Origin of the sequence: Amycolatopsis sp. FU40 (assembly GCF_021903635.1) — a bacterium.
GTDB classification, from domain to species: Bacteria; Actinomycetota; Actinomycetes; order Mycobacteriales; family Pseudonocardiaceae; genus Amycolatopsis; species Amycolatopsis dendrobii.
Genome location: NZ_CP091381.1, coordinates 2851988 through 2875861 on the forward strand (window position 1 = coordinate 2851988; position 23874 = coordinate 2875861).

Here is a 23874-nt window from a genome sequence, read left to right on the forward strand (position 1 = left end):
AGAAGCGGAACACTGTGACCCGCTTGGTTTAGACTGCGGGAATGCCGGACTCCGCCGTCGCAGCGCTGCTCGCCCAAGGCCGGCCGCGGGCCGACGCGCAGCGCAACGTCGAACGCCTGGTCGCGGCGACCCGCGAAGCGCTCGACGAACTGGGCCTCGCGGTCACGACCCGCGACATCGCGCAGCGCGCGGGCGTCGGCCTCGGCACGCTGTACCGCCGGGTGCCGTCGCTGGACGCACTCCTCGCCGCGATCCTCACCGACACCATCGACGAGATGACCGACCGCGCCGCGCACGCGCTCGACTCCCCCGACCCATGGCAGGGATTCGCCGAATTCGCCGAGACCTACGCGCAGCTGCGCGCGTCCAGCTGCGGACTGCACGACGCGCTGTCCGGCCGCGGCGAACGAGTCGACCTGGAGCCGCGCATCACCCGGCTGCGGCGGGCGATGCGTCAGCTGGTCCAGCGAGCGCAGAAGGCCGGGACGCTCCGCACGGACCTCGACTGGCGGGACGTCCCGTTCGCGCTCGCCACCGCGATCCCGCCGGACCACACGATCGGCCTCGCCCCGGGCGAGGACCAGTGGCGGCGGAATCTCCGGATCATCCTCGACGGCCTGCGCCCGGCACGATCGCCCGCTCCAGCAGGCCCTGCAGCACCCGCTGCTCCTTCGGAGTGAGCCCGGCCAGCGGCGAATCCCGGGTCAGCAGGTCGAGCAGCCGCTCGCGCAGTGCCGTGCCGTCCTCGGTGAGCAGCAGATGCCGGGCGCGCCGGTCGGTCGGATGCGCGCGCCGCTCGATCAGCCCCTGCTTTTCCAGCTTGTCGACGACGAACGTCGCGTTCGAGGGCTCGCAGCTCATCCGCTCGGCCAGCTCGCGCATCGTCATCGGACCGGTCAGCTCCCGCAGCGCGGTCGCCTGCGCGGCGGTCAGCCCCAGAGCGACCGCGCGCTCGCGGACGTGATCGGCGATCTGCTGCGCCAGCCCGTTCACCAGACCGCACAGTTCCCGTTCGGCGATCGCCCGAGGTTCCGTCATGAGCCCATCCTAGCAACTCCATCAAGTCATAATATTTATAGCTTGAATGTTTCTAGCTTGATGCTTATGGTCGGGGAAGACCGAGGGAAGGGAACGAAGCCGTGCTCGACGACCGACTGCGCCGGCCCGCGCGAATCCAGACCGTCCGCCTGGGCGAGACGAAGGTGTCCTATGTGCCGGACGGGGCGGTGCAAGGGAATCCGCGGCTGTGGCTGCCCGGCAGCACTGCCGGGACCTGGGCCGCGCATCCGGAGTACCTGGACGACGACGGGTATCTCGTCGCGAGCATCGGAGGCCTCCTCGTGGAACGCGACGGGCGGGCGCTGCTGATCGACGCCGGGTTCGGGCCGCAGACGGTGCCCGCTGAACCGGGAGCGCCGAACGGCGTGCTGTACGGCGGCGCGCTGCTCGACAACCTCGCCGCGCTGGGGCACCGGCCGGAAGACATCGAGGCAGTGGCGTTCACGCACTTGCACTCCGACCACATCGGCTGGGCTGCGCACCAAGCATTCCCTCAGGCCGAGTATCTGGTCGCGGGACCGGAATGGGCGCGGCGTGAGCCCTCGATCGAGACAGACGCGCTGGCGCCGCGAGTGCGCACCGTCGAGGACGGACAGGAGGTGTTTCCCGGCGTCCAGGCGCGCTTCGCCGCCGGGCACACGCCGGGACACGCGGAGTACGTCATCAGCGCCGGCGAGCACCGGCTGATCGCGTTCGGCGACGCCGTCCATTCCCCGATCCAGATCGAGAACCCGGACTGGTCCTGCGTGTACGACCACGATCCGGTCGAAGCCGCCAGCCACCGCCGGAAGCTCGTCGCCGAACTGGCCGAACCCGGCACGATCGGCTACGGGAATCACTTCGCCGACGTCCTTTTCGGGCACGTCCGCGACGGCCGCTGGACCGCTATCGTCGGGTGAATGGCCCGGCTGATCCACCTCAACGGCCCGTCCGGCATCGGGAAATCGACCGTCGCGCGCCGCTACGCCGACCTGCACCCGGGAGTGCTCGCTCTCGACGCCGATCAGGTGGTCACGATGATCGGCGGCTGGCGGACCGCGTTCTGGGACACGCTGCCCGCCGCGCGGCGGCTCGCGCTCGCCATGGCGGAAACCCATCTGCGGGCCGGGTACGACGTCGTCATGCCGCAACTGGTGGCTCGCGCCGAGCAGGCGGAACGGTTCGAGGAGGCCGCCCGCGCGGCCGGCGGCGAGTACGTCGAGATCATGCTCGCCGCACCCCGGCCGCAGGCGAAGGCCCGGTTCGCCGCCCGAGGCGACCACGCGGCGACCGACGCGATGGCCGCATTGGGCGGCCCGGTCGTGCTCGACCGGATCCACGACCACGTCGCGGAGTACCTTCCGCTCCGTCCACAGTGCACAGTGCTGGACACCGAGCACCTCGACCCGGACGAAACGTGTGCGAAGGTCGCGGAAATCGTTGCCCGCCGAGCAGCGGCGGAGGCACCGCGTGCACGGAACGGGGACCAAAGGGGAAACCTGCCGCCCAGCCCGGACTGAGCGCGGTATATGTCGAGGAGTGCCAGGACACAGAGCCGACGCGGTCCGGCCGCCGTTTTCCGGGCGGACCGCGAGCCCCGCGCGAACCGGATCCGGTGTCGCCGCGCGCACAGCTGCCGCGGAAATTGCGGCTGATTCCGGCGCATTCCTGATTCTCGACGACCAACGGCAGCCTGGAACGCAGCAAACACCCTTCACCGGCCCGGTTTCCGCTGCGAGTCCCGGCCGGTCGACGGCATTCCCCGACCCGCGCAGGTCCTCCCGGAAGAGGCTCCCCATGCCCGAACCCGTTGCCCGCACGGATTTCCCCACGCCGCCCTGGCTGCTCAGCGCGCGCGACGGCGTCGCCCTGCGCGCCCTCGCCGCGGGCCTCCTCGACAGCACGGCGTCCGACCTCGACCTCGCCTACTCCCTCGCGACCAGGACCCCGAGCGCGCTCCGCGTCCTGGTCCCGGCCGGCGACCGGACCGCCCTTGAAGCGGTCGCGAGCGGCGAGAAGCCCGGCCAGCCCGTGCCGGCACGTCCGCGGCTGACCTTCGCCTCCCGCGGCAGCAAACTCGCTCCCGGCCGAGAAACCGAGTTCTCGCAACGGTTTCCGCTCTTCTCCGACACCTTCGACACGATGTTGGGCGATTATCACGATTGGCTCTTCGCCTTCCAAGCCGCACTGTGCTGTCTGCTGGAATCCTGGGGCCTCCGCCCGGAAGCCGTCGCCCGCGTGACCAGACGCCCCTGGGACGACACCAGCCTCGTCCTCGACCTCACCCCGCCTTCCGTCCGGGACCTGCTGGCCGAACTCGCCCGGCTGCACACCGCGGGCATCCCGGTCGCCTGGAACGAGGTCTTCGCCGGAAGCGGAGCCCAGCGGGTCGACCTGCCCGCCGAAACCCTGCTCTACCGCACGCGCTGGGTCCCCGTCCCACCGCGGTCCGGCCAAGCGGAACTCCTTGAAATTCCACCCGGCGCCGACATCCGCTCCCACGCCCTGGAGACTCTGCGCCATCGCGAGGACCGGCTCGTCGTCACGACCAACGCCACCGGACCCGACCCCGATCTCGCGAGCGCCGCCGTCTGGGGCCTGCTCAACGCGGCGGCCGCCAAGACCACCGTCGTCGACCTCGACCGGCCCACCCCCGCCGCCGAACTCCTCGACCTCGTCGGCGGCAGCACCGAACCCCGGCTCGCGATCCGCGACGGCGTCCCGCACGCCTTCCGGGTCGCGCCCGCCGCCGACTCCCCCACCCGCCCGATCGATCCGTCCGGCACTGTCCTCGTCACCGGCGGCACCGGCCGAATCGGCAGCCTGCTGGCCGCACATCTCGTCGCCGAGCACGGTGTCCGCCACCTCGTGCTGGCGAGCCGCAGCGGCCCCGCCGCCGAACGCCTCCCGACCGATCTCGACGCGGACGTCCGCATCGCCGCCATCGACGCCGCCGACCCGGGCCAGGTCGAAAGCCTCATCGCGTCCTGCACTCCGCCGCTGACCGCCGTCATCCACTGCGCCGCGGTCTTCGACGAACCCTTCGCAGCGGGGCGAACCCCCGAATGCCCCGACCCGGTCCTGCGCGCCAAAACCGACTCGGCCTGGGTCCTCCACCAAGCGACCGAGCACCTGCCGCTGTCCGCGTTCGTCCTCTTCTCGTCCCTTGCCGGAACGTTCGGAGAAGCCGGAGAGAACTACGCCGCCGCCAACCGTTTCCTCGACGCCCTCGCGACCCGCCGGCGCGCGCACGGGCTGCCGGCGGTGTCGATCGCGTGGGGCCGATGGGATCCGGCTGTTTTCGACGCCGCCCTCGGCAGCGAGGAACCGGTCGTGTTCGGCCCCGGGGAGTCACCCGTCGAACAGACTCGGCTGCCCCGGGAAATCGTGCCCGCATTGCTGACGAGTGTCCCGGCCGGAAGATGACATCCGTCATCGGTCCGGCCCGCGGCGAGCTCCAATACTCAGTGCCATGAAGAAAATCCGGCTCGCAGCCGCCGCCCTCGCCGTCGGACTCACCATGCTCGCCCCGGCCGTCGCCGACGCCACGCCGATGCCGCTGACCTTCGGCATCTACCCGGGCGGGTACGCGGGCGGAGGCTCGACCACCGGCAAACCAGACAATCCGGCCGAGATACGGAAAGCGCTGGCCCAGCTGCAATCCGGGCACACACCGTTTCTGCTCCGCGACTACCTCGGCTGCGACAGCGCCTTCCCCGACGACGAAATGCAGTACCTCGCGCCGGGACGCCGTCTCGACGTCGTGCTCGGCTACTCCGGCCAGAGCATGCCGAAATGGCAGACCTGCGTGGAACGGACCGTGCAGCGCTACGGCCCGATCGCCGACACGATCTCGGTCACCCTGGAACAGAACGCGGTGCCCCAGCCGAACGGCGACACCGCGCTCGTCCAAGGCGTCATCGCCGGCAAGAAGGCAGCCGGCCGGGACGGATTCGACCGGTTGCAGATCGGCTTCGACGAGGTCGCCTACGCCCGGCCGTTCACCCAGTTCTGGCAGCACCTCGCCCAGCTCGGCGGAGCGGAGTTCAGCCGCTCGGTCGGCTTCGTCGGCGTCGACCTCTACCCGGATTCCGGACTGCCCGGCGTCCCGCCGGTACCCGACCTGGCCGGGTTCGTCCGCCAGACCCTGCACACCGTCCGCACCCAGGAGATGCCGATCGCGGGCCTCGGCCGCGACGTGCCGATCCGCGTGTCGGAGAACGGCTGGGCGACCCACACCGCCCAGCGCACGCCGGCCGACCAGGCCCGCGCGCTGACGACGGAAATCCTGGCGGTGAACCAGGATCGTGCCGCGGACAACGTGGCCAGCTACGAGCTGTTCGCCCTGCGCGACGACGTCACCGGCTCCCCCAGCTCATTCGACAACTTCGGCATCATGACCGACGACTACACCCCGAAGCCCATGTATTGGCTGTACCAGGGCTTGATCTCCGGCCTCTCCCGCTCCTGAGCGTTTTTGCCTGAAACGGAGCCGGGCGCTGGGCGAATTTTCTCGCCCAGCGCCCGGCCGTATAGGTCGTTATACACCAATCAGCCGACAGCGATGTCGTCCGCGTAGATCGGGCTCTGGCCGTACCAGCCGTGGACGTACACCGTCACCGCGCCGGACGCGCCGGTCGTGAACGGGACGGTCAGCTTGGTCCAGCTGGAGTTCGCGGTCCACGAGCTGGCCGTCGCTCCCCCGCGGACGCCCGCGTAGGCGTATCCGCCTTGGACCCACGCGGTCAGCGTGTACGCGTGGTTCGGCGCGAGCGTCAGGTTCTGCGTCGCTTCCCCGGTGGTCGACGCCGTCGGCGACACCTGGAGTGCGTGGCTGCCGGAGTGCACCGGCGAGGACACGATCGTCCCGCCGGTCCACGGGCTGAGCGCACCGGTTTCGAAGTTGCCGTTGACGACGCTGCCGGTCGGGCTGGTTCCGTTGACCGTCAACGTGTACGTCGCGGTGTGGCTGCCGCCGCCCGCGACCGAGCCGGTGATCGTCAGCGGGTAGACGCCCGGCTGGGTCGCCGCGGTCGTGGTGATCGACAGGTTCGCGCTCTCCCCCGCCTTCACCGCGGCCGGGCTGACCGTCGCGGTCACGCCGCCGGGCGCGCCGCTCACCGAAAGCGAAACCTGTTGCGCCGTACCGGAAGTCACCGCGGTGGCCACCTTGCCGGTCGCCGAACCGCCCGGGTCGACCGAAGCCGAGGCGGGGCTCGCCGTCACCGAGAAGTCGTTGCCGGGCACCGGGGTTCCGCCGGTGAACGGGGCGAACGTGTGGCTGAAGTACCACTTGTCCTGCGGAATGCCGGAGCAGGTGTCCTGTGCGCCGGTGCCGGGGCAGCTGCCGTTGTCGCGCTGGAGCGCCCAGAACGACAGCATGTTGATGCCCTTGGACACGGCCCAGTTGTAGACGGTGACCGCGTCGGCGGTGGTGAACGTTTCAGCCGCGCCGAAGTCGTCGATGCCCGGCATCTCGGTGACGCCGACCATGCCCCACAGCTGTTCCTGCGTCTTGTCCGGATACAGCGACGCCAGCTGCGACACCAGCCCGGCCGCCGCGGTCTGGGTGTCCTGGGCCATGTTGTGCGTGGCGTTGTCGTAGTAGTCGAAGGTCATCAGGTTGACCACATCGACCTTGGCCCCGTTGGAAACCGCGTTCCGCAGCACGTCCAGCGCGCTGGCGAGACCGCTCGTGGTGGTCGGCAGCGTGTAGGAGATCTGCAGCTGGCGCCCGTTGGCCGCGGCCCAGTCCTGGACCTTCTTGATCGCCTTGTTGCGGCGGTCGATGCCCGCGGAGTTGGTCAGCGAGTTGTCCTCGATGTCCATGTCCAGGCGCGGCACGTCGTAGGTGGTGATCAGCGATTCGTACGCGGCCGCGATCTGGTCGACGTTCGTGCAGCTGTCGGCGATCTCGGTGGCGTTGTGGTCGGCGGTGTAGCCGCCGAACGACGGGATCACGTCCCCGCCGCGCGAGCGGATCGTGCGGAAGTCCGCACCGAACGTCGAATCCGACACCGGCATGCTGGCGTCGCCGTTCCAGAGGACGGTGCACGAACCCGAGGAGGCGGTCTGCAGGAACGCCATGGTCAGGTGCTTCACGCCCGCTTCCTGGGCCATCGCGGCCGGGCTCTGGCCGTTCCAGGATTCGAAGTAGGGCGCGAACACGTGGTTCGGCAGCGGCGTCGCGGCGTGCGCGGGCGCCGCGGTGGCGACCAGCACGCCGAGCGGAGCCGCCGCGGCGGCCAGGACGGCGGACAATCGTGACAAGTGACTTCTTCGTCGCATGCGGGCTCCAGTGCCGAAAAAGGGGCCGTGCGGCGGCGGCGCACGGCCGGAACCTTCTCAGAATTGGACTGGACCAGTCACCCGTCAAGGTCTAGACCACTAATGCGGCCGAACGGCCGGGTCGGATCGTCGGGCGCCACCGGGGGCCGGTGGTCCGCTGCCGGACCACCGGCCCCCGGTGGGTCAGCCCACCTGCTCCTTCTTCGCCGGGGCCGGCGCGCCGAGCGAGAGCTTCGTCGACCGGGTGGTCAGCGAAATCGCCGCCGCGGCGAGCGTCGACACCGCCAGGAACCCGAACGCCGCGGCGAACCCGAAGCGGTCCGCCAGCCAGCCCATCACCAGCGGCGCGAGCACCCCGGCGAGCTGGCCGCCGGTGTTGACCAGGCCCATCCCCGCGCCGACCAGATCGCGCGGCAGCACCCGCAGCGGCAGCCCGACGATGCCGATCGAGGCCAGGCCGCTGATGAACATCGCGACGGTCTGCAGCACGGTGAACCCGGTCGCCGAATCCGACAGCAGCATCGCCACCAGCACCCCGGCCGCGGCGACGAGCGCGGGCACCACGAGCCAGCGCGGCCGGTGGTCGAAGTACCGGCTCATCAGCCAGCCGCCGAGCAGCACCGCCGCCGCGCTCACCAGCTGCGGGATCGCCGCCGAGATCCCCGCCGCGACCAGCGAGAGCCCCTTGGTCTCGACCAGGTACGACGGAACCCAGGTGATCATCCCGTAGGCCAGCATGTTGAAGCAGGCGAACATGGCCGCGCAGCGGATCACCAGCCGGTTCCGCAGCACCTGCGAGACCGGCACCTTCACCGGGGCGACGTGCGCCCCGGGTTCGGTCAGCTCGCGCGGCAGCGGCGCAGGCAGCAGCCGCCACAGCGCCAGCCCGACGATCAACCCGGCCACCGCGACGATCCAGAACGTGTGCCGCCAGCCCGCGGCGACCACGAGCGGCGCGACCAGCAGCGGCCCGAGCCCGGCCCCGACCGAGTTGGACGCCAGCAGCAGCCCCGCGCCGCGGCTGCGGCCTTCCTGCGTCGTGCGTTCGGCCAGCGCCTTGAACGCCGCCCCGGGGAACAACGCCTGCGCGAACCCGAACGCCGCGCGCAGCACCAGCAGCACGACGAGGCCGGGCGCGAACCCGGTGGCGGCGGTGAACACCGACCAGGCCGCCAGCGAGATCACCAGCAACGGCCGCGCGCCCACGCGGTCCGCGAGCAGCCCGCCCGGCATCTGCCCGACCAGATAGGCGATCGCGAACGCGGAGACGACCAGCCCCTGCGTGGTCTTGGACAGCCCGAACTCCGCGCCGATCAGCGGCAGCGCGACCGCGATCATGACGCGGTCGATGTAGTCGATGATGAAGACGCCGACCAGCAGCGCCAACGTGGTCCGTTCGGTCCGCCGCACGACCGGGGCGGAACTCGGAATGCTCACCGTCGGATCCTCCTTGATTCGGCGACGCCGCATTGTGCGGTCATGCACCCCCTCCGCGGCTTCGTCGGATCCGCCGAATCCCGGGCCCTGGCGTCAGCCGATCCGACGAAGAGGCGGTTCCGCACCCGCCGCAGGACCCGGGTTTTCCGCGCTCCCCCGCTGGTCAACGCAGGTTTCGGCGGCAACGGCGCAGGCGCGGCCCGAACCGGCCGCCGGGGTCAGGCCAAGGGCAGTTCCGCCATCGATTCCGCCAACTGCCCAGCAGTGTCCCCAGCGGCCCATACGTGCCCGTCCGGGCGCATCAGCACGGCAGCCGCCGGCCAGGGCAGCTCGGTTTCGTACAGCTGGAAGCCCGCGCTCGCGGCCAGGTCCTTCCACCCCGGGCCGGCTTCCCGGGCCAGCAGCACCGGCCGGCCTTCGCGCAACAGGTGCAACTGCTCGCGGCTGGCCGGGAGCCGCTCGCCTGCCCAAGGCCGGGTGCCCGGATAGCGCACGTCCAGCGCGGTCACCGTGTTCGCCAGCGCGGTCGCCACGTCGGGATGGGCGCGCAGCAGGTCCGTCATGAACCGGCGCAGTGCCAGGCCTTCCTCGGTGGTAGCGGTGATCAGCGCGGTCTGCGCCTTGGTGTGCTCGCCCAGCGCCGCGCCGACCGGGTGGCGCTCCGCGTGGTAGGTGTCCAGCAGGACCGGATCCGCCCAGCCCCGCTGGACCGCCGCCAGCTTCCAGCCCAGGTTCATCGCGTCCTGGAGGCCGACGTTCAGCCCGGCTCCGCCCGCCGGGAAGTGCATGTGCGCGGCGTCGCCCGCCAGGAACACCCGGCCTTCGCGGTACTGCCCCGCGAGCCGTGTCGCGTTGCCGAAGCGGGACAGCCACACCGGCGAGTACGGGCCGAAGTCCGTGCCCGCGATCAGTTTCGCCGTCTCCCGGAGGGATTCCAGGGTCGTGGCGAAATCCGCCGCGGCGTATCCGGTGACGCGGTAACGCCCGCCAGGCAGCGGGGCCACGATCAGCGCACCGTGTTGGTTGTGCCAGAAGCCTGGTCGCTCGGGCGGGTCGGTCAGCTCGACGTCGCCGAGGAAGCCGAAGACGGTCGAGTCGGTGCCAGCGAAGCCGATACCCGCCGCGCGGCGCACAGTGCTGCCCGCGCCGTCTGCGCCGACCACGTGGTCGGCGGTGATCTCGTACTCGCCCTCCGGTGCGCTGACCCGCAGCGTCACGCCCTGGTCGTCCTGGCTCAGCCCGGACACCTGGTGGGCGCGCCTGATCACCGCACCGAGAGCCAGCGCGCGTTGTTCGAGCAGTTCTTCGGTGCGTCGCTGCGGATGCGCGAGCATGAACGGGAACGGCGTGGCCAGCTCCCGGAAGTCCAGGCGAGCGGGCAGCATGCCGAAATGCCCGTCGGGCACGGAAAACCCGCCGTCGAGGAAAGCCTGCTCCTGCTCGCGCATCGCCAGCACCTCGATCGTGCGCGGATGGACGGCCAGCGCCTTCGAATGCGGACTGCGTCGCTCAGCCTGTTCCAGGACCAGCGGTCTGCCGCCGCCGAGTGCCAGTTCCGCCGCCGTCCACAGCCCGACCGGGCCGGCGCCGACCACAACGGTGTCTTGTGCGTGCACAGTGCTCACTCTCCGCTGAAGGGAAGGAATGCCCGGACGAATCGGGCCGGACAGGGCCGGCGCGCGGGCGTTACATACTGGTAGTGCGGTTGCACCCGGACGAGAGGAATTCGAGATGGCGGCAGCACGGCAGATCGCCGGTCCGTGCCAGGCGTGGCCAGAGGACGGCGCCTTCGTCCGCGAGGTGCTCGACCGCATCGGCGACAAGTGGACGATGCTGACGATCAGCACCCTCGGCGCCGGTTCCCTGCGCTACTCGGACCTGCAGGCGAGCATCCCGGGGATCTCCCAGCGGATGCTGACCCAGACGCTCAAACATCTCGAGCGCGACGGCCTGATCACCCGGACCGCTTACGCCGAGGTGCCGCCGCGCGTGGAATACGCGCTGACGGACCTGGGCCGGTCGCGGACCGACGCGGTGCTGGCGATGGCCGATTGGGCCGTTGCCCACCACAGCGAGATCGCGGGCAACCGGGCCGCCAGCGAGCGGACCGGGGTCGGCAGGGCGAAGGCCAGCACGACGGCGGACTGAGGCGGTGTTGGCCGCGCTCATGGCGCCCGCTCGTTCGGTACGGGTCCGGCCGGTTCCACGACGTCCGCCAGCGCGTCCGCGTCGAAGGGATTGAGGACTTCCGCGAAGCAGCCGTCCGGCACATCGGAGAAGAACCCGAATCCGCGGTCCTGATCGTCGGCGTACTGCACCACGTGGTCCGCGTCCGGCCGATTCTGCTGGGTTCGTGCCCGTCTGCTCGGCCATTTCCTCACCTCACTGGTAGTGCGTAACACCATCATGGGTGAGTAATGGAGGGCGTACAAAAGGCACTTTCATGTGCGTATGCGGCCTGGAAACGCGAAAAAGCCCTATACGGCAAGGCTGGTCGTTCAAGCCTCGCCGTATAGGGCGTTATACACCTAGCTTACGCGCCGGCGAGTCCCCGGCGCTTCAGCAGCGGCTCGATCTCCGGCGCGCGGCCGCGGAAGGTCGCGAACGCCTCCATCGGGTCGACGCTGCCGCCGAGGCCCAGCAGGGTCGACCGGAAGTGGTCGCCGTTCTCCCGCTTGAGGCCGCCGTTCTCGGTGAACCACTCGACCGTGTCCGCGTCGAGCACCTCGCTCCAGATGTAGGAGTAGTACCCGGCGCTGTAGCCGCCGGAGAAGACGTGGTTGAAGTACGTCGTCCGGTAGCGCGGCGGGACGCTTTCCAGTGCCACGCCCGCCTTTTCCAGCGCCTCGGCCTCGAACCTCTGCACGTCCTCCACCCGGTCGTCCGGGCCGAGGCGGTGCCACGCGAGGTCGAGCAGCGCCGCGGCGAGGTACTCGGTCGTGCGGAAGCCCTCGCCGTACTGCTGCGCGGCCTCCAGCAGCTCGACCTGCCCGGCGGGCAGCGGCTCCCCCGTCTCGTGGTGCTTGGCGTAGTTGGCCAGGATTTCCGGCCACAGCATCCACATCTCGTTGACCTGCGACGGGTACTCGACGAAGTCGCGCGGCACGTTCGTGCCGGTGAACGTCGGGAACTCGACGCCGGACAGCAGCGAGTGCAGCGCGTGCCCGAACTCGTGGAACGCAGTGCGCACCTCGTCGAGCGAGAGCAGCGTCGGCTCCCCCTCGCGCGGCTTGGTCACGTTCAGCACGTTGACCACGACCGTGCGCCGCCCGAGCAGCCGCGACTGGTCCACGAAGTTGTTCATCCACGCGCCGCCGCGCTTGGAGTCGCGGGTGTAGTAGTCCATCAGGAACAGGCCGAGCCCGCTGCCGTCGGCGTCGAAGACCTCGAAGATCCGCACCTGCGGGTGGTACTTCGGCAGGTCGTTCCGCTCGGTGAAAGTCAAGCCGTACAACCGGTTCGCGGCCACGAACACGCCGTCGTGCAGCACCCGGTCCAGTTCGAAGTACGGCCGCAGCGCCGCGGTGTCCAGCCGGAACCGCTCGCGCTCCACCTTCGAGGCGTAGAACGCCCAGTCCCACGGCTGCAGCGTCGCGCCGGGCACGTCCGCTTCCAGCAGCTTCTGCAGTTCCGCGGCCTCGGTGCGCGCGTTCGCGACCGCCACCGGCGCGAGCCGCTCCAGCAGTCCCCCGGCGGCCTCGACGGTCTTGGCCGTCTCGTCCGCGATCACGTACGCCGCGTGGTTCGGATAGCCCAGCAGCGCGGCGCGCTCGGCCCGCAGCCGGGTGATCTCCTCGACGATCGCGTTGTTGTCGTAGGCGTTTCCGCGATTTCCGCGCGACACCGAAGCGGTGAAGACGCGCTCGCGCACCGCACGGTTTTCCAGCGACGCCACGGCCGCCTGCGCGGTGGGCAGCGTCAGGGTCAGCACGTACTTGCCCTCGAGACCGCGCTCGGCCGCCGTCTGCGCCGCCGCCGCGATCGCGCTTTCGCCGAGCCCGGCCAGTTCCGCCGCGTCGTCGAGCACGACAGCGAGATCATTGGTGTCCCGCAGCAGGTTCTGCGAAAAACGGGTCTGCAGCGTCGAAAGCTGCTCGTTCAACGCGCGCAGCTTCGCCTGGTCCGCCTCGGGCAGCCCGGCGCCCGCGCGGCTGAAGTCGGTGTAGCGGCGCTCCAGCAGCCGAAGCTCCTCCGGGTTCAAGCCCAGCTCCGCGCGCTTGCGGTACAGCGCGTCGATGCGGGCGAACAGCCGCGGGTTCAGATGGATCGCGTCTTCGTGCGCGGCCAGCTTCGGGGCCAGCTCGGCCTGGATCTCCTGGACCTCGTCGGTCGCGTTGGAGCCGGAAATGTTGAAGAACGTGCCGGACACCCGGGTCAGCAGCGCGCCTGCCCGATCGAGCGCCGCGATCGTGTTCTCGAAGGTCGGCTCCGCCGGGTCGTCGGCGATCCGCTCCACGTCGGCGGCGTGCTCGGCGAGCCCCGCCTCGAAAGCGGGCCGGTAGTGCTCGTCGGCGATGCGGTCGAACGGCGGCAGCTCGTACGGCAGGTCGCTGGGGACGGCGAACGGGTTGTCCGGGGAAATCATTCGGGTTTGCGCTCCTGGTTCTCCACGTGGTTCCGCCCACCCTACGGGGTCTGGCATCCGACGGAAGGACTGTCGATCGTCAGCGGCCCGTGCTTCCGCCCACGACGGCGTCGCTGGAAGCCTTCTTGCCGCGGCCGCGTTTCTTCGGCGGGGGCGGCACGATCCCGGCCAGGTCGCCGCCGTGTTCGTTCACCCGGAGCACGAACGGCCGCGTTTCGGTGTAGCGCACCACCGACACCGCGGCCGGGTCCACCACGATCCGCTGGAACGCGTCGAGGTGCTGGCCCAGCGCGTCGGCCAGGATCGACTTGATCACGTCGCCGTGGCTGCACACGACCCACACCGCGTGGTCGCCGTGCTCGGCGGTGATCCGGGCGTCGTGCGCGCGGATCGCGGCCACCGCGCGCGCCTGCATCTCGGCGAGCCCCTCCCCGCCCGGGAAGACCGCCGCCGACGGATGCGCCTGCACGACGCGCCACAGCGGTTCCTTGACGAGGTTCTTGAGTTCCCGGCCGGTCCACTCGCCGTAGTCCACTTCGGACAGCCGCGGTTCGACGACCTTCGCCAAGCCCTGCGCGGCGGCCAGCGGCGCGACGGTCTGCTTGCAGCGCAGCATCGGCGACACGACCAGCTCGGCGACCGGCACGCCGGCGAACCGCCCGACGAGGGCGTCGGCCTGTGCCCGGCCGGTGTCGTCCAGCCCGACCTTCGGCGTGCGCCCGGCGAGGACGCCCGAGCCGTTGGCCGTGGACTTCCCGTGCCGGAGCAAGATGACCGTACTCACGACGCCACCCTAACCGGTGATCCGCCGGTTCAGCCGCCCGCGGGTCCCGCGTTCGGGTCGAGCACGCCGCCGAAGACCAGGCCGAACAGCACGACGCCGAGCACGACGCGGTAGATCACGAAGGGCACGAAGCTGCGCTTCTTGATGTAGGCCATCAGCCACGCGATCACCAGGTAGCCGACGCCGAAGGCGACCAGCGTGGCCAGGATCGTCGGCCCCCACTGCGCGTTCTCGCCGTTCTTGCCGATGTCGGTCAGCTTGTACAGCCCCGAACCGAACACCGCGGGCACCGCGAGCAGGAACGAGTACTCCGCGGCTTCCGACCGGGTGTAGCCCATCAGCAGGCCGGCGCTCGTCGTGCCGCCCGAGCGCGAGACGCCCGGGATCAGCGCGAGCGCCTGCGCGAAGCCGTACACCAGGCCGTGCGGCACGTTCAGGTGGTCCAGCGTGCGCTGCTGCTTCGCGGTCCGGTCGGCGAACAGCAGGATCAGGCCGAACACGATCAGCGTCGTCGCGGTGATCCGCAGATCGCGGAACGCCCGGTCGATCTCGTCCTGCAGCAGCAGGCCGAGCACGACGATCGGCAGCGAGCCGACGATGATCAGCCAGCCCAGCCGCGCGTCCGGGTCGCGCCGCCAGTCCGGGCGGTAGAGGGAGAAGAACCAGGCGCGCAGGATCCGGCCGATCTTCGGCCCGAAATAGAGGATCACCGCGAGCTCCGTGCCGATCTGGGTCACCGCGGTGAACGCCGCGCCCGGATCGCCCCAGCCCGCCAATGCGGCGACGATCCGCACGTGCGCGCTCGAGGAGATCGGCAGGAACTCCGTGAGCCCCTGCACCAGCCCCAGGACCAGGGCCTCGAACCATCCCATCAGGCCGCTCCCGCCGGTTCGCCCGCCCGCTCGGGGCGCAGTCCGATTCGCACGGTCGGGAACCTATCGGGTGGTTCCTGAGGACTCCCTCCGAGGGCGCCGGTGCGACACGAGGTCACCTTCGTCCGGCCGGAGGGGGTGCGCCCACTAGGCTCGGCGGTCGTGGAAAAGCGACAGCTCGGCCGGTCGGGACTGCGGATATCGCGGATGGCCCTCGGCACCATGACGTGGGGCGGCGACACCGATCCGGACGAGGCGGCCAGCCAGCTGGTCGCGTTCGTCGACGCGGGCGGCACGCTCGTGGACACCGCCGACCTCTACGCGGGCGGCGAGGCCGAGCGGATGCTCGGCGAACTCCTGTCGGACCTGGTGCCGCGCGAGGACGTCGTGCTGGCCACCAAGACTGTCGCGCGCCGCACCGACGGCCCGTTCGGCGGCGGCGCTTCGCGCGGCGCGCTGCTGTCCGCGCTCGAAGGGTCGCTGCGCCGGCTTCGCACCGACCACATCGACCTGTGGCAGCTGCACGCGTGGGATTCCTGCGTTCCCGTCGAGGAAACCCTCTCCGCGCTCGATTACGCGGTGACGAGCGGCAAAGTCCGTTACGTGGGCGTGTCCAATTACGCGGGCTGGCAGCTCGCCACCGCCGCCTCGCTCGCCACGGTGCCGCTCGTGTCCGGGCAGTTCGAGTACTCGCTGCTGGAACGCGGCATCGAACGCGAAGCGGTTCCGGCCGCGGCGCACCACGGAATCGGCATCCTGCCGTGGGCCCCGCTCGGCCGCGGTGTCCTCACCGGGAAGTACCGCACCGGAACGCCCGCCGACTCGCGCGGCGCGTCCGAGGAGTACGCCGGATACGTCGAACACCACCGCACCGAACGGGCGGCGCGGATCGTGCAGGCCGTCGTGACCGCCGCCGAGGGGCTCGGCACGTCGCCGCTCGCCGTGGCGCTGGCCTGGGTCCGGGACCGGCCCGGAGTGGCCGCTCCCGTCGTCGGCGCGCGCGACACCGGCCAGCTGACCGGCTCGCTCGCCGCCGAAGACCTCACGCTCCCGCCCGCCATCCGCAGCGCGCTCGACGACGTCAGCGGCGTCGAATTCGGCTACCCGGAACGGGGCACCCGGTGAGCCGCAGGTGTCGGGTCGGTGACACGGGCGTGACGGTTCGGCGATCCTGGAGGATGCTGGGAGGACCTGCTCGCCGGAGCTTTGCTGGAGGTTTCAAGGTGCGTCGGCTCACCGCCGCCTCGCGGATCGCGATCCCGCTGGCCGGTGCGCTCGCGCTGTCCGCCTGCTCGTCCTCGGAGCAGCCGAAGGACAGTCTGCAGGTCGTGGCCAATCCGACGGCCGCCAAACCGGCCGCCTCCCCCGCCCGCGCGGCGCCTCCCGCCGGGCAGGTGCTGCCGATGCCGGTGGTGTCCGCGATCGCCGCCGACCAGCAGAGCCACACGCTCGTCGTCGCCCTCAAACAGCCCGCTGAGCTGCGGATTTACGATCTCGCCGCGCTCGGCGCGCCGAAGAAGACCGTCGCGCTGCCCGGCCCGGCGGAATCGCTCAGCGTGTCCGGGGGCCAGGCGCTCGCCGGGATCCCGGCCAAGGGCGTGCTCGCCCGCGTCGCGCTGCCGAGCGGACAGCTGACCGCCGAGAAGGTCGCCGGGCAGCCCGCCGCCGGGGTCGCCGACGGACCGGACACGCTCGTCGCGGTCCGCGACCGCAAGGCGGTCGAGGTGCTGGCGAACGGTTCGGTCGCGAAGACGATCACCGGTCAGCTCTACAGCGCCGACGACGTGGTCAACACCGGAAACGGCGTCGTGGTCCTCGACCGGCTGCGCACCGCTGTGTTCACCGTGGACGTCCAAGCCGGAACGATGGACGAAGGGCTGCGCGCGGGCGACGGCGCGGCCAACGCGGTCGCCGATTCCTACGGCCGCGTCTTGGTCACCGACGCACGCGCGGGCGCGCTGCTCGCGTTCTCCACCAACCCCCTGATCCTCCGCCAGCGCTACCCGGTGCCGGGCGGCGCGTACGGCCTCGCCTACGACGCGAAGCGCAGCCTGGCGTGGGTCACCCTGACCGCCCGCAACGAGGTCGTCGGCTACGACGTCCGCGGCGGAGAGCCCGTCGAGAAGTACCGATTCCCGACCGTGCGCCAGCCGGACACGGTGGGCGTCGACGACCAGAGCGGCCGCGTGTTCGTCGGCTCGGCCGCAGGAGAAGGGACCCAGGTGATCCAGCCATGACGACAGTCGACGAGGCGGTGGTCGAAGGGGATTGGGAGTATCGCCGCCTGCGCCTCCCCCCGGCGGTGTCCCGGCGCGCGGCGATGATCCAGCTCTCCATCCACGCGGAGTTCGCGGGCTGGGAACTGCGCACGGTCCGGCTTTACGCGGACGGCACGAGGAGAGTGTGGCTGCGCCGGAAGCGCACCGCGGCCGGCCACTCGACGGGGCTCGCCACCTGACCTGGTTGACTGTCCGTTATGCGCAAATTGGTCTATCTCGTCGCGTCCACGCTCGACGGCTTCATCGCCGCCCCGACCCGGGAGGACCCGACCGGCTCGGTCTTCCAGTTCGAGGGCGACCACGCCGAGCCGCTGCTGCGCGAGTATCCGGAGATGGTGCCGACGCACCTGCGGCCGGTGCTCGGCATCGAGGACACCCCGCACCGCCATTTCGACACGGTCGTCGAGGGCCGCGTCTCCTATCAGATGGGTGTCGATCTCGGCGTTCCGGACGCCTACACGCATCTGCGGCACTACGTCTTCTCCCGCACCATGACCGAGGCTCCCGGCCCGGCCGTTCAGGTGGTCGGCACTGACCCGGCCGAGAAGATCCGCGAGCTGAAAAAGGAAGACGGCAAGGACATCTGGCTCGTCGGCGGAGGCGCGCTCGCCGGGGCGCTGCGCGACGAAGTGGACGAGTTGCACCTGAAGCTGTACCCGGTGGTCATCGGCTCCGGCGCGCCCCTGTTCGATGCCGGGTTCTCGGTCGACAGCTACCGGCTGGCCGACAGCCGGACGTTCGAGAGCGGCGTCGCCTTGCTGCGGTACGTCCGCGCCTGAACCAGGATGGCGTGGTGAACGAGGTCGCCGCACTGACCGAGCGGATCTGGCGTACGGACGCCGCCAGCATGCTGGGAGCACTCAGCCGTCGGCTCGGCGACTTCGACCGGGCCGAGGAAGCGCTGTCGGAAGCTGTCGCCGAAGCTCTCAAGCGGTGGCCCGCCGAAGGAGTGCCCGCCAGTCCCACCGGATGGCTCGTCACGACCGGCTGGCGCAAGGCGATCGACCGGCTTCGCCGGGACGCGGCCGGGCACGAGAAAGCCGTTCGGGCGGCCTCGGAACCTCCGCCGGAGCCAGGGGCCGACGACCGGCTCGCGATGATTTTCGCTTGCTGCCACCCGGATCTGCCGGAACCAGCACAGATCGCGCTCACGCTGTACGCCGCGGGCGGGTTGACCACCGCCGAGATCGCCGCCGCGTTCCTGGTGCCGTTGCCGACGATGGCGCAACGGCTTTCGCGGGCCAAGCGGCTGCTGCGGGAACGCGGCATCGGCTTCGCACCGCCGCAGCCGCACGAGTACGCCGACCGGCTGCCAGCCGTGCTCGCCGTGCTCTATTTGGTCTTCAACGAGGGTTATCTCTCCAGCGGAAATTCGGCGCAGCGGCGGGAATTGGCGCGCGAGGGCGTCGAACTGGCCCGGCAGCTCGCCGATTCGCTGCCTCGCGAACCGGAAGTCGCCGGGCTGGCCGCGTTGCTGGAGTTGCAGCAGGCGCGCGTCGCGGCGCGGTTCGACGCGCAGGGCCGGATCGTGGTGCTGGAACAGCAGGATCGGCGATTGTGGGACGGCCCGGCGATTCAGCGGGCGCTGCTGCGGTTGCGCGAAGCGGTGCGGCTTGGCCGGCCCGGGCCTTGTCAAACCCGGGCCGGCATCGCCGCGATCCACGCTGTCGCAAGCAGTTTCGGGGACACCGACTGGGCTGGCATCCGCGCGATGTACGACCGGCTTTACGCACTGGATCCGTCGCCGGTGGTGCTGCTGAACCGAGCGGTGGCCACGCGGTACGCCGTCGGCCCGGCCCCCGCGCTCGACGAGGTAGAAGCGCTCGAGAACGAGCTGCCCGGCTATCACCTGTGGCACGCCGCTCGGGCCGAACTGCTGGCCGCGCTGGACCGGCCGGGCGACGCGCTCGCGTCGGCGGAACGAGCACTGGAGCTGGCCTCGAATCCGGCCGAGCGCGAGCTGATGACGCGCCGGGTGGCCGAGTTCTCGCGGTAGCCTGACCCGCATGGCCGACGCTCCGCCGCCGCAAACCGTGTACCCCAACCTCACCTACGAGGATCCGAAAGCCGCGCTCGAATTCCTCGTCGAGGCCTTCGGATTCGAGTCGCATTTCGTGGTCGACGGAGAGAACGGCGTCGAGCACGCCCAGGTCCGCGCCGAGGCCGCCGGCGGGCGGATCCTCAACCCGGTGCACGATTCCCCGGCCGGGGTCCGCGAGTACTCGTGCGCCGACCCCGAAGGCCAGGTCTGGACCTTCAGCAGCTACGCGGGCGAGTGACCGTCGAACGGCAGTGCGTCCGCCCGCTGACGGTAGCGGCGCTCACCAGCGCCATCCCGGCCCCGCGCCCAGCACGAGCACGCCGCGCAACGGAGCATCCCCGCGAGAGGGCTCGCCTCCCGCGGGGAATGCGTTGCCGGGATGGGCTTTCTCGCCGTCATCCGGGAATCATGGCACTCCGGACAGCCGGTGGCTCACCCTTCTTCGCGGCTCGTCACCGGCCGGACCTCCACCGCGCTCACGCCCGGACCCAGCGGCCAGCTCGCCGCGACCTCGACCGCCTCGTCCATGTCGGCGCACTCCAGCAGGATCACCGAACCGACGACCTCCTTCAGCTCCACGTACGGCCCGTCGGTGACCACCGGTTTCCCGTTCGCCCCGGACCGCACCGTCTTCGCGGTCTCCCGCGGCTGGAGTTCGACGCCGTTCCCGACCTTCCCGGCGGGCTGCCAGCGCTCGAACCACGCGTAGATCCGCTGCATCGCGTCCTCCTCGTCCGCCGGGGACAAGGCGGCCCATTCGCGGTCGTCGCCGCAGATCAGCATCGCGTACTGCACGGTTTCTCCTCCTGGTCGGAAATTACTCTCGACCGGATGACGAACGGGCGGCCCCGGTTTTCGACAACGCTCAGCCGAGCGCGGCCATCCACTCCGTCCACTTGGCTTCCTCCGCCGCCGCGTCGACGTCCGGCGCGACGATGTGATGCGTCGCCACCAGCGGTCCGCGGAAGCCTTGCATGAAGCAGAAAAGCCCCTCGCCGGTGCGGATCCCGACGGTCTGGTCGTTCACCGCGTACACCACGCCGTCGGCCCCGGCGAGCCGGACTTTCGCGCCCGCGGTCACCTGTTCGACGCCCACTGCTTTCGCCAGCGCAGCCCACAAAGCGGGCCAGTCCGTGACGACTCCCGGCCCGAACGCGGTGACCGGTTTCGCCGTCCGGCCCGGGAAGTGCCGCACGAACTCCACCAGGTTGCGGAAGAACAGCGCGCCGCCCGCCTGCATGGCCTCGAACTCGTCCGCCCAGTCGTCGCCGGGCAGGAAGCCGCTCGTTACGCAGCGGATGACCGAACTGCCGCCGTCGCGACCCTCGACGAGGAATTCGTAGGCGATCCGCCGTCCGTCCGGCTCCGGTTCGCCGCCGTAGGCCAGCCGGTTCGGCGGGTCCCACGCGGTGATCGCGTGCGTCGGCTCGTAGGCCGCGAACGCGCCGCGCACCGCACCGCCGGCCCCGCCTTCGACCTCGTTGCGGCCCATGAACCACGAGTCGATGCCGGGCCCGGTCGCGATCGCCGCCCAGACCTCCTCCGGCTCGACCGGGACCTCGGCGACGTCGATCTCCCGGAATTCCTTACCCATCCTGGTCTTCCTCCCCCATCGGCACGCTCGGATGCACCGCCAGCACCACCCGGTGCGCACGGCCGTTCTCGGCTTTCTCGTCGTGGTACTTCCCGACCAGCGTGGTCACCGCCGTCGCCAGTTCCTCCGCGAACGCCGCCCGGTCGGCCGCCGAAGCGAACCGGACCTCGCCGTCGAGCGCGAAGGTGGCGACGCGCTTCTTCGCTTTCGCCGCACCGGTGATGAGGATTCCGACGTCGCGCACCAGCCGTCCGGCGACCGCCAGCAGCCAGCGCGCGGACAGCCGGTCCGGCGACTGCGCCGGGTCGGGCTGCACGGCCGCGAGCGCGGACGGCGAGATCACGTACGACGCCGCGGTCGCCCGCATCATCCGCTCCGTGACGTTGCCCTTGCGCCGTTCCTCGACCAGCTCTACGAGCCCGTGCTTCTCCAGCGCGCGCAGGTGGTAGTTGACCTTCTGCCTCGGCAGGTCGACGCGGGCGGCCAGCATCGTCGCCGAGGCGGGCTGGGCCAGTTCGGCGAGCAGCCGGGCCCGGACCGGATCCAGCGACACCTCGGCCGCGGCCGCGTCCTCGATCACCGCAACGGGAAACATGCGTTCCATCGTCGCGCCTGAACACTCAGATTGTCAAGACAGGTTTTGTTGTCGGTAGACCTCGTGCACCACCGCGGCGATCCGCGGCACCACCTGCGCCGCGGCCTCCAGCGGCACGACGTGCCCGACGCCGGGCAGCACCACGGCGTATCCCTGGGCGAGCCCGCGCACGAACTGCTCGACGTCGGCGGGCGCGACGATCCGGTCCCGCTCCCCCACGATCGCCGTCACCGGCAGGTCTCCAGCCAGCGACAACGCTGCTTCACGCGCGTAGGCGTCGAGCGCCGGCCGGAACTGCGCGACGGTCTGCGGCCAGTTGCCGCGGATCATCTTCACGGTCAGCTCGACGAGGTCCGGGTCGGGATCGTCGCCGAACAGCCACCAGCGCAGCCCGGCGCTCACCGCGCGGCTGGTGTGCTCGCGGAACACGCCGTACAGCTTCGCGCCCAGCACCATTTCGAGGTCCTGCGCGAGCTTGCCGAGCGCGTTGGGCCAGGCCGCGGACGCCTCGGTGGCCAGCCGTCCGGACGACGTCGACAGCAGCACCAGGCCGCCGACGCGCTCGGCGAACAGCACCGGATGCCGCTGGGTCAGCGACATGACGGCGAGCCCGCCCATGTCGTGGCCGACGAGCACGACGCGCCCGCGCGGGACGGCCCGCTCGATCACCTCCGCGAGGTCGTCGGCGAGGCGCCCCATCGTCGCGGCGCCGCGCGCGGCCCGGCCGGATTCGCCGTGCCCGCGGTGGTCGTAGCTGACCACCGCGAGCGGATGCTCGACCGCGTCCGGCAGCACCGGGGCGATGCGGCCCCAGCTGCGCTGGTCGAGGGCGTAGCCGTGCAGCAGCACCACGGTCACGGCCGCCGCCGGGTCGCCCCTGCGCACGAGGTGCAGGGGCGTGCCGTCGGCCAGCCGGAACCCGGACATCAGGACGAGCGGAGGAACCGGTCCAGCACGCGGACGCCGAACTTCAGCGCGTCGACCGGGACGCGCTCGTCCACGCCGTGGAAGAGCCCGGAGAAGTCCAGGTCGGCGGGCAGTTTCAGCGGCGCGAAGCCAAAGTTGCGGATGCCGAGCTGCTGGAAGGACTTCGCGTCGGTGCCGCCGGACAGCATGTAGGGCAGCGTGCGCGCGCCCGGGTCCTCGGCGAGCACGGCGGCGGTCATGGCGTCGACGAGAGCCCCGTCGAACGTCGTCTCGACCGGCGGCAGCTCCATCCACTCCTTCTCGATGTCCGGCCCGAGCAGTTCGTCCAGCTCGCGGTCGAACGCCTCGAGCCGCCCCGGCAGGATCCGGCAGTCGACCGCGGCCTCGGCCACCGAAGGAATCACGTTCGACTTGTAACCGGCGGTGAGCATCGTGGGGTTCGCGGTGTCGCGCAGAGTCGCGCCGATCATCCGCGAGATGTTGCCCAGCTTCGCGACCGCGCCTTCGATGTCATCCTCGGGAAAATCCCAGCCGGTGATCTCGGTGACTCCCGCGAGGAACTCGCGCACGGAATCGGTCAGGACCAACGGGAACTGGTGCTGCCCCAGTTTCGCCACCGCTTCGGACAACTTGGTGACCGCGTTGTCGCGGTGGATCATCGACCCGTGGCCCGCCGTGCCGCGCACGCGCAGCTTCATCCAGCGGATGCCTTTCTCGGCCGTCTCGATCACGTACGCGCGGACGTTGTCCTTCAACGTGATCGAGAACCCACCGACCTCGCTGATCGCCTCGGTGACCCCCTCGAACAGTTCGGGCCGGTTCTCCACCAGCCACTGCGCCCCGTACTTGCCGCCCGCTTCCTCGTCGGCGACGAACAAGAACACCAGGTCGCGCGGCGGGACGATATTGTTGATCTTGTAGTGCCGGGCCAGCGCCAGCGTCATGCCGACCATGTCCTTCATGTCGACCGCGCCGCGCCCCCACACGTACCCGTCCTGGACCGCCCCCGAGAACGGGTGCACCGACCACTCGGCCGGATCGGCGGGCACGACGTCGAGATGCCCGTGAATCAGCAACGCCCCGCGGCCGGGGTCGGCCCCCGGCAGCCGCACGATCACGTTGTGCCGGTCCTTGCCGCCGGACTCGACGTAGGTGATCTCGTACCCGGCGTCAGTCAGCTTCTCCGCGACGTACTCGGCCGCGACCCGCTCGCCCACGAGGGTTTCGGGGTCGCCGGTATTGGTGGTGTCGATGCGGATCAGCTCGCTGGTAAGCGTGACGGCCTCGTCCGCGGCGGCGTCGATCAAGTTCGGTTGGGTCACCGGCCATTCCTATCATCCGCGGCGAGGAGACGCCGCCGTCCCGGCGAGCGGAACCAGCACCGGGCCGTCAGAGCAGCACCAGCGGACAACCCGGACCGCAGCCGACGCACTC

The 23874-nt window shown here is 70.7% G+C and carries 25 protein-coding genes; 12 read left to right on the plus strand and 13 right to left on the minus strand.

Going from position 1 to position 23874, the window contains the following annotated elements; all coding sequences use genetic code 11:
- The first annotated feature begins 41 nt into the window (after nt 1-41).
- Nucleotides 42-680: a TetR/AcrR family transcriptional regulator gene (locus L3Q65_RS14120; RefSeq protein ID WP_182889210.1), complete on the plus strand. Its 639-nt coding sequence runs from the start codon at nt 42-44 to the stop codon at nt 678-680.
- Here the strand turns inward: L3Q65_RS14120 and L3Q65_RS14125 are convergent.
- Nucleotides 604-1038, minus strand: coding sequence for a MarR family winged helix-turn-helix transcriptional regulator (locus L3Q65_RS14125; RefSeq protein WP_182889209.1), 435 nt, complete (start codon nt 1036-1038; stop codon nt 604-606). The two genes, L3Q65_RS14120 and L3Q65_RS14125, sit on opposite strands and share 77 nt — an antisense overlap.
- A 101-nt stretch (nt 1039-1139) precedes the next feature.
- Between L3Q65_RS14125 and L3Q65_RS14130 the strand changes: the two genes are divergently transcribed.
- The 4 genes from L3Q65_RS14130 (at nt 1140) to L3Q65_RS14145 (ending at nt 5509) form a co-directional block, all read left to right on the plus strand.
- Entirely contained in the window at nt 1140-1958 is an 819-nt protein-coding gene (locus L3Q65_RS14130; protein ID WP_237599923.1) for an MBL fold metallo-hydrolase, read from the plus strand.
- The gene (locus L3Q65_RS14135; RefSeq protein WP_182889207.1) at nt 1959-2558 is read left to right on the plus strand and encodes an AAA family ATPase; all 600 of its coding nucleotides are present in this window, start codon (nt 1959-1961) and stop codon (nt 2556-2558) included. It begins immediately after the preceding gene.
- A gap of 277 nt (nt 2559-2835) precedes the next feature.
- Nucleotides 2836-4464, plus strand: coding sequence for a beta-ketoacyl reductase (locus L3Q65_RS14140; RefSeq protein ID WP_237599924.1), 1629 nt, complete (start codon nt 2836-2838; stop codon nt 4462-4464).
- A 46-nt stretch (nt 4465-4510) separates the two neighbouring features.
- Nucleotides 4511-5509, plus strand: a complete 999-nt coding sequence (locus L3Q65_RS14145) for a hypothetical protein (protein ID WP_237599925.1) — start codon at nt 4511-4513, stop codon at nt 5507-5509.
- An 80-nt stretch (nt 5510-5589) separates the two neighbouring features.
- Here L3Q65_RS14145 and L3Q65_RS14150 read toward each other — a convergent pair whose 3' ends face one another.
- The 3 genes from L3Q65_RS14150 to L3Q65_RS14160 all read right to left on the minus strand — a co-directional run bounded on the left by L3Q65_RS14150 (nt 5590) and on the right by L3Q65_RS14160 (nt 10379).
- Nucleotides 5590-7308, minus strand: coding sequence for a glycosyl hydrolase family 18 protein (locus tag L3Q65_RS14150; RefSeq protein ID WP_237599926.1), 1719 nt, complete (start codon nt 7306-7308; stop codon nt 5590-5592).
- 201 nt (nt 7309-7509) lie between these two features.
- The gene (locus L3Q65_RS14155) at nt 7510-8763 is read right to left on the minus strand and encodes an MFS transporter (protein WP_237599927.1); all 1254 of its coding nucleotides are present in this window, start codon (nt 8761-8763) and stop codon (nt 7510-7512) included.
- A 218-nt stretch (nt 8764-8981) separates the two neighbouring features.
- On the minus strand, nt 8982-10379 hold the full coding sequence (locus L3Q65_RS14160) for an FAD-dependent monooxygenase (RefSeq protein ID WP_237599928.1): 1398 nt from the start codon (nt 10377-10379) through the stop codon (nt 8982-8984).
- Between the two features lie 115 nt (nt 10380-10494).
- On the opposite strand from L3Q65_RS14160, the gene L3Q65_RS14165 reads away from it, so the two are divergent.
- Nucleotides 10495-10911 (plus strand): helix-turn-helix domain-containing protein, encoded by a 417-nt coding sequence (locus tag L3Q65_RS14165; protein ID WP_237599929.1) that lies wholly within the window; start codon nt 10495-10497, stop codon nt 10909-10911.
- Between the two features lie 17 nt (nt 10912-10928).
- On the opposite strand, the gene L3Q65_RS14170 is transcribed toward L3Q65_RS14165, so the two are convergent.
- The 4 genes from L3Q65_RS14170 to L3Q65_RS14185 all read right to left on the minus strand — a co-directional run bounded on the left by L3Q65_RS14170 (nt 10929) and on the right by L3Q65_RS14185 (nt 15004).
- Nucleotides 10929-11081 carry a hypothetical protein gene (locus tag L3Q65_RS14170; protein WP_237599930.1) on the minus strand — a complete coding sequence of 51 codons (153 nt, stop codon included), beginning with the start codon at nt 11079-11081 and terminating at the stop codon, nt 10929-10931.
- Nucleotides 11082-11296: 215 nt separating this feature from the next.
- Entirely contained in the window at nt 11297-13348 is a 2052-nt protein-coding gene (locus L3Q65_RS14175; protein ID WP_237599931.1) for a M3 family metallopeptidase, read from the minus strand.
- A 79-nt stretch (nt 13349-13427) separates the two neighbouring features.
- Complete coding sequence (locus L3Q65_RS14180; RefSeq protein ID WP_182889198.1) at nt 13428-14132, minus strand: histidine phosphatase family protein; 705 nt, start codon at nt 14130-14132, stop codon at nt 13428-13430.
- Nucleotides 14133-14161: 29 nt separating this feature from the next.
- A complete protein-coding gene (locus L3Q65_RS14185; RefSeq protein WP_237599932.1) occupies nt 14162-15004 on the minus strand; it encodes an undecaprenyl-diphosphate phosphatase in 843 nt (280 codons plus the stop codon).
- A gap of 162 nt (nt 15005-15166) precedes the next feature.
- Between L3Q65_RS14185 and L3Q65_RS14190 the strand changes: the two genes are divergently transcribed.
- From L3Q65_RS14190 to L3Q65_RS14215, 6 genes are all read left to right on the plus strand, one after another.
- Nucleotides 15167-16129, plus strand: coding sequence for an aldo/keto reductase (locus L3Q65_RS14190; RefSeq protein ID WP_182889196.1), 963 nt, complete (start codon nt 15167-15169; stop codon nt 16127-16129).
- Between the two features lie 98 nt (nt 16130-16227).
- Nucleotides 16228-17241 (plus strand): YncE family protein, encoded by a 1014-nt coding sequence (locus tag L3Q65_RS14195; protein WP_237599933.1) that lies wholly within the window; start codon nt 16228-16230, stop codon nt 17239-17241.
- Nucleotides 17238-17462 carry a DUF5703 family protein gene (locus tag L3Q65_RS14200; RefSeq protein ID WP_182889194.1) on the plus strand — a complete coding sequence of 75 codons (225 nt, stop codon included), beginning with the start codon at nt 17238-17240 and terminating at the stop codon, nt 17460-17462. The genes L3Q65_RS14195 and L3Q65_RS14200 overlap by 4 nt, the downstream gene beginning before the upstream one ends.
- A gap of 18 nt (nt 17463-17480) precedes the next feature.
- Nucleotides 17481-18062, plus strand: a complete 582-nt coding sequence (locus tag L3Q65_RS14205; RefSeq protein WP_182889193.1) for a dihydrofolate reductase family protein — start codon at nt 17481-17483, stop codon at nt 18060-18062.
- A 14-nt stretch (nt 18063-18076) separates the two neighbouring features.
- Entirely contained in the window at nt 18077-19279 is a 1203-nt protein-coding gene (locus L3Q65_RS14210; RefSeq protein ID WP_237599934.1) for an RNA polymerase sigma factor, read from the plus strand.
- A 10-nt stretch (nt 19280-19289) separates the two neighbouring features.
- Entirely contained in the window at nt 19290-19562 is a 273-nt protein-coding gene (locus tag L3Q65_RS14215) for a hypothetical protein (protein WP_237599935.1), read from the plus strand.
- 194 nt (nt 19563-19756) lie between these two features.
- Here the strand turns inward: L3Q65_RS14215 and L3Q65_RS14220 are convergent, their stop codons facing one another.
- The 5 genes from L3Q65_RS14220 to L3Q65_RS14240 all read right to left on the minus strand — a co-directional run bounded on the left by L3Q65_RS14220 (nt 19757) and on the right by L3Q65_RS14240 (nt 23762).
- Nucleotides 19757-20119, minus strand: a complete 363-nt coding sequence (locus tag L3Q65_RS14220) for a YciI family protein (RefSeq protein ID WP_237599936.1) — start codon at nt 20117-20119, stop codon at nt 19757-19759.
- A 70-nt stretch (nt 20120-20189) separates the two neighbouring features.
- On the minus strand, nt 20190-20918 hold the full coding sequence (locus tag L3Q65_RS14225; RefSeq protein ID WP_182889190.1) for an SRPBCC domain-containing protein: 729 nt from the start codon (nt 20916-20918) through the stop codon (nt 20190-20192).
- On the minus strand, nt 20911-21513 hold the full coding sequence (locus L3Q65_RS14230) for a helix-turn-helix domain-containing protein (protein WP_182889189.1): 603 nt from the start codon (nt 21511-21513) through the stop codon (nt 20911-20913). The genes L3Q65_RS14225 and L3Q65_RS14230 overlap by 8 nt, the downstream gene beginning before the upstream one ends.
- A gap of 33 nt (nt 21514-21546) precedes the next feature.
- The gene (locus tag L3Q65_RS14235; protein WP_182889188.1) at nt 21547-22440 is read right to left on the minus strand and encodes an alpha/beta fold hydrolase; all 894 of its coding nucleotides are present in this window, start codon (nt 22438-22440) and stop codon (nt 21547-21549) included.
- A complete protein-coding gene (locus tag L3Q65_RS14240) occupies nt 22440-23762 on the minus strand; it encodes a M20/M25/M40 family metallo-hydrolase (RefSeq protein ID WP_182889187.1) in 1323 nt (440 codons plus the stop codon). Before L3Q65_RS14240 ends, L3Q65_RS14235 begins: the two co-directional genes overlap by 1 nt.
- Nucleotides 23763-23874 lie beyond the last annotated feature (112 nt).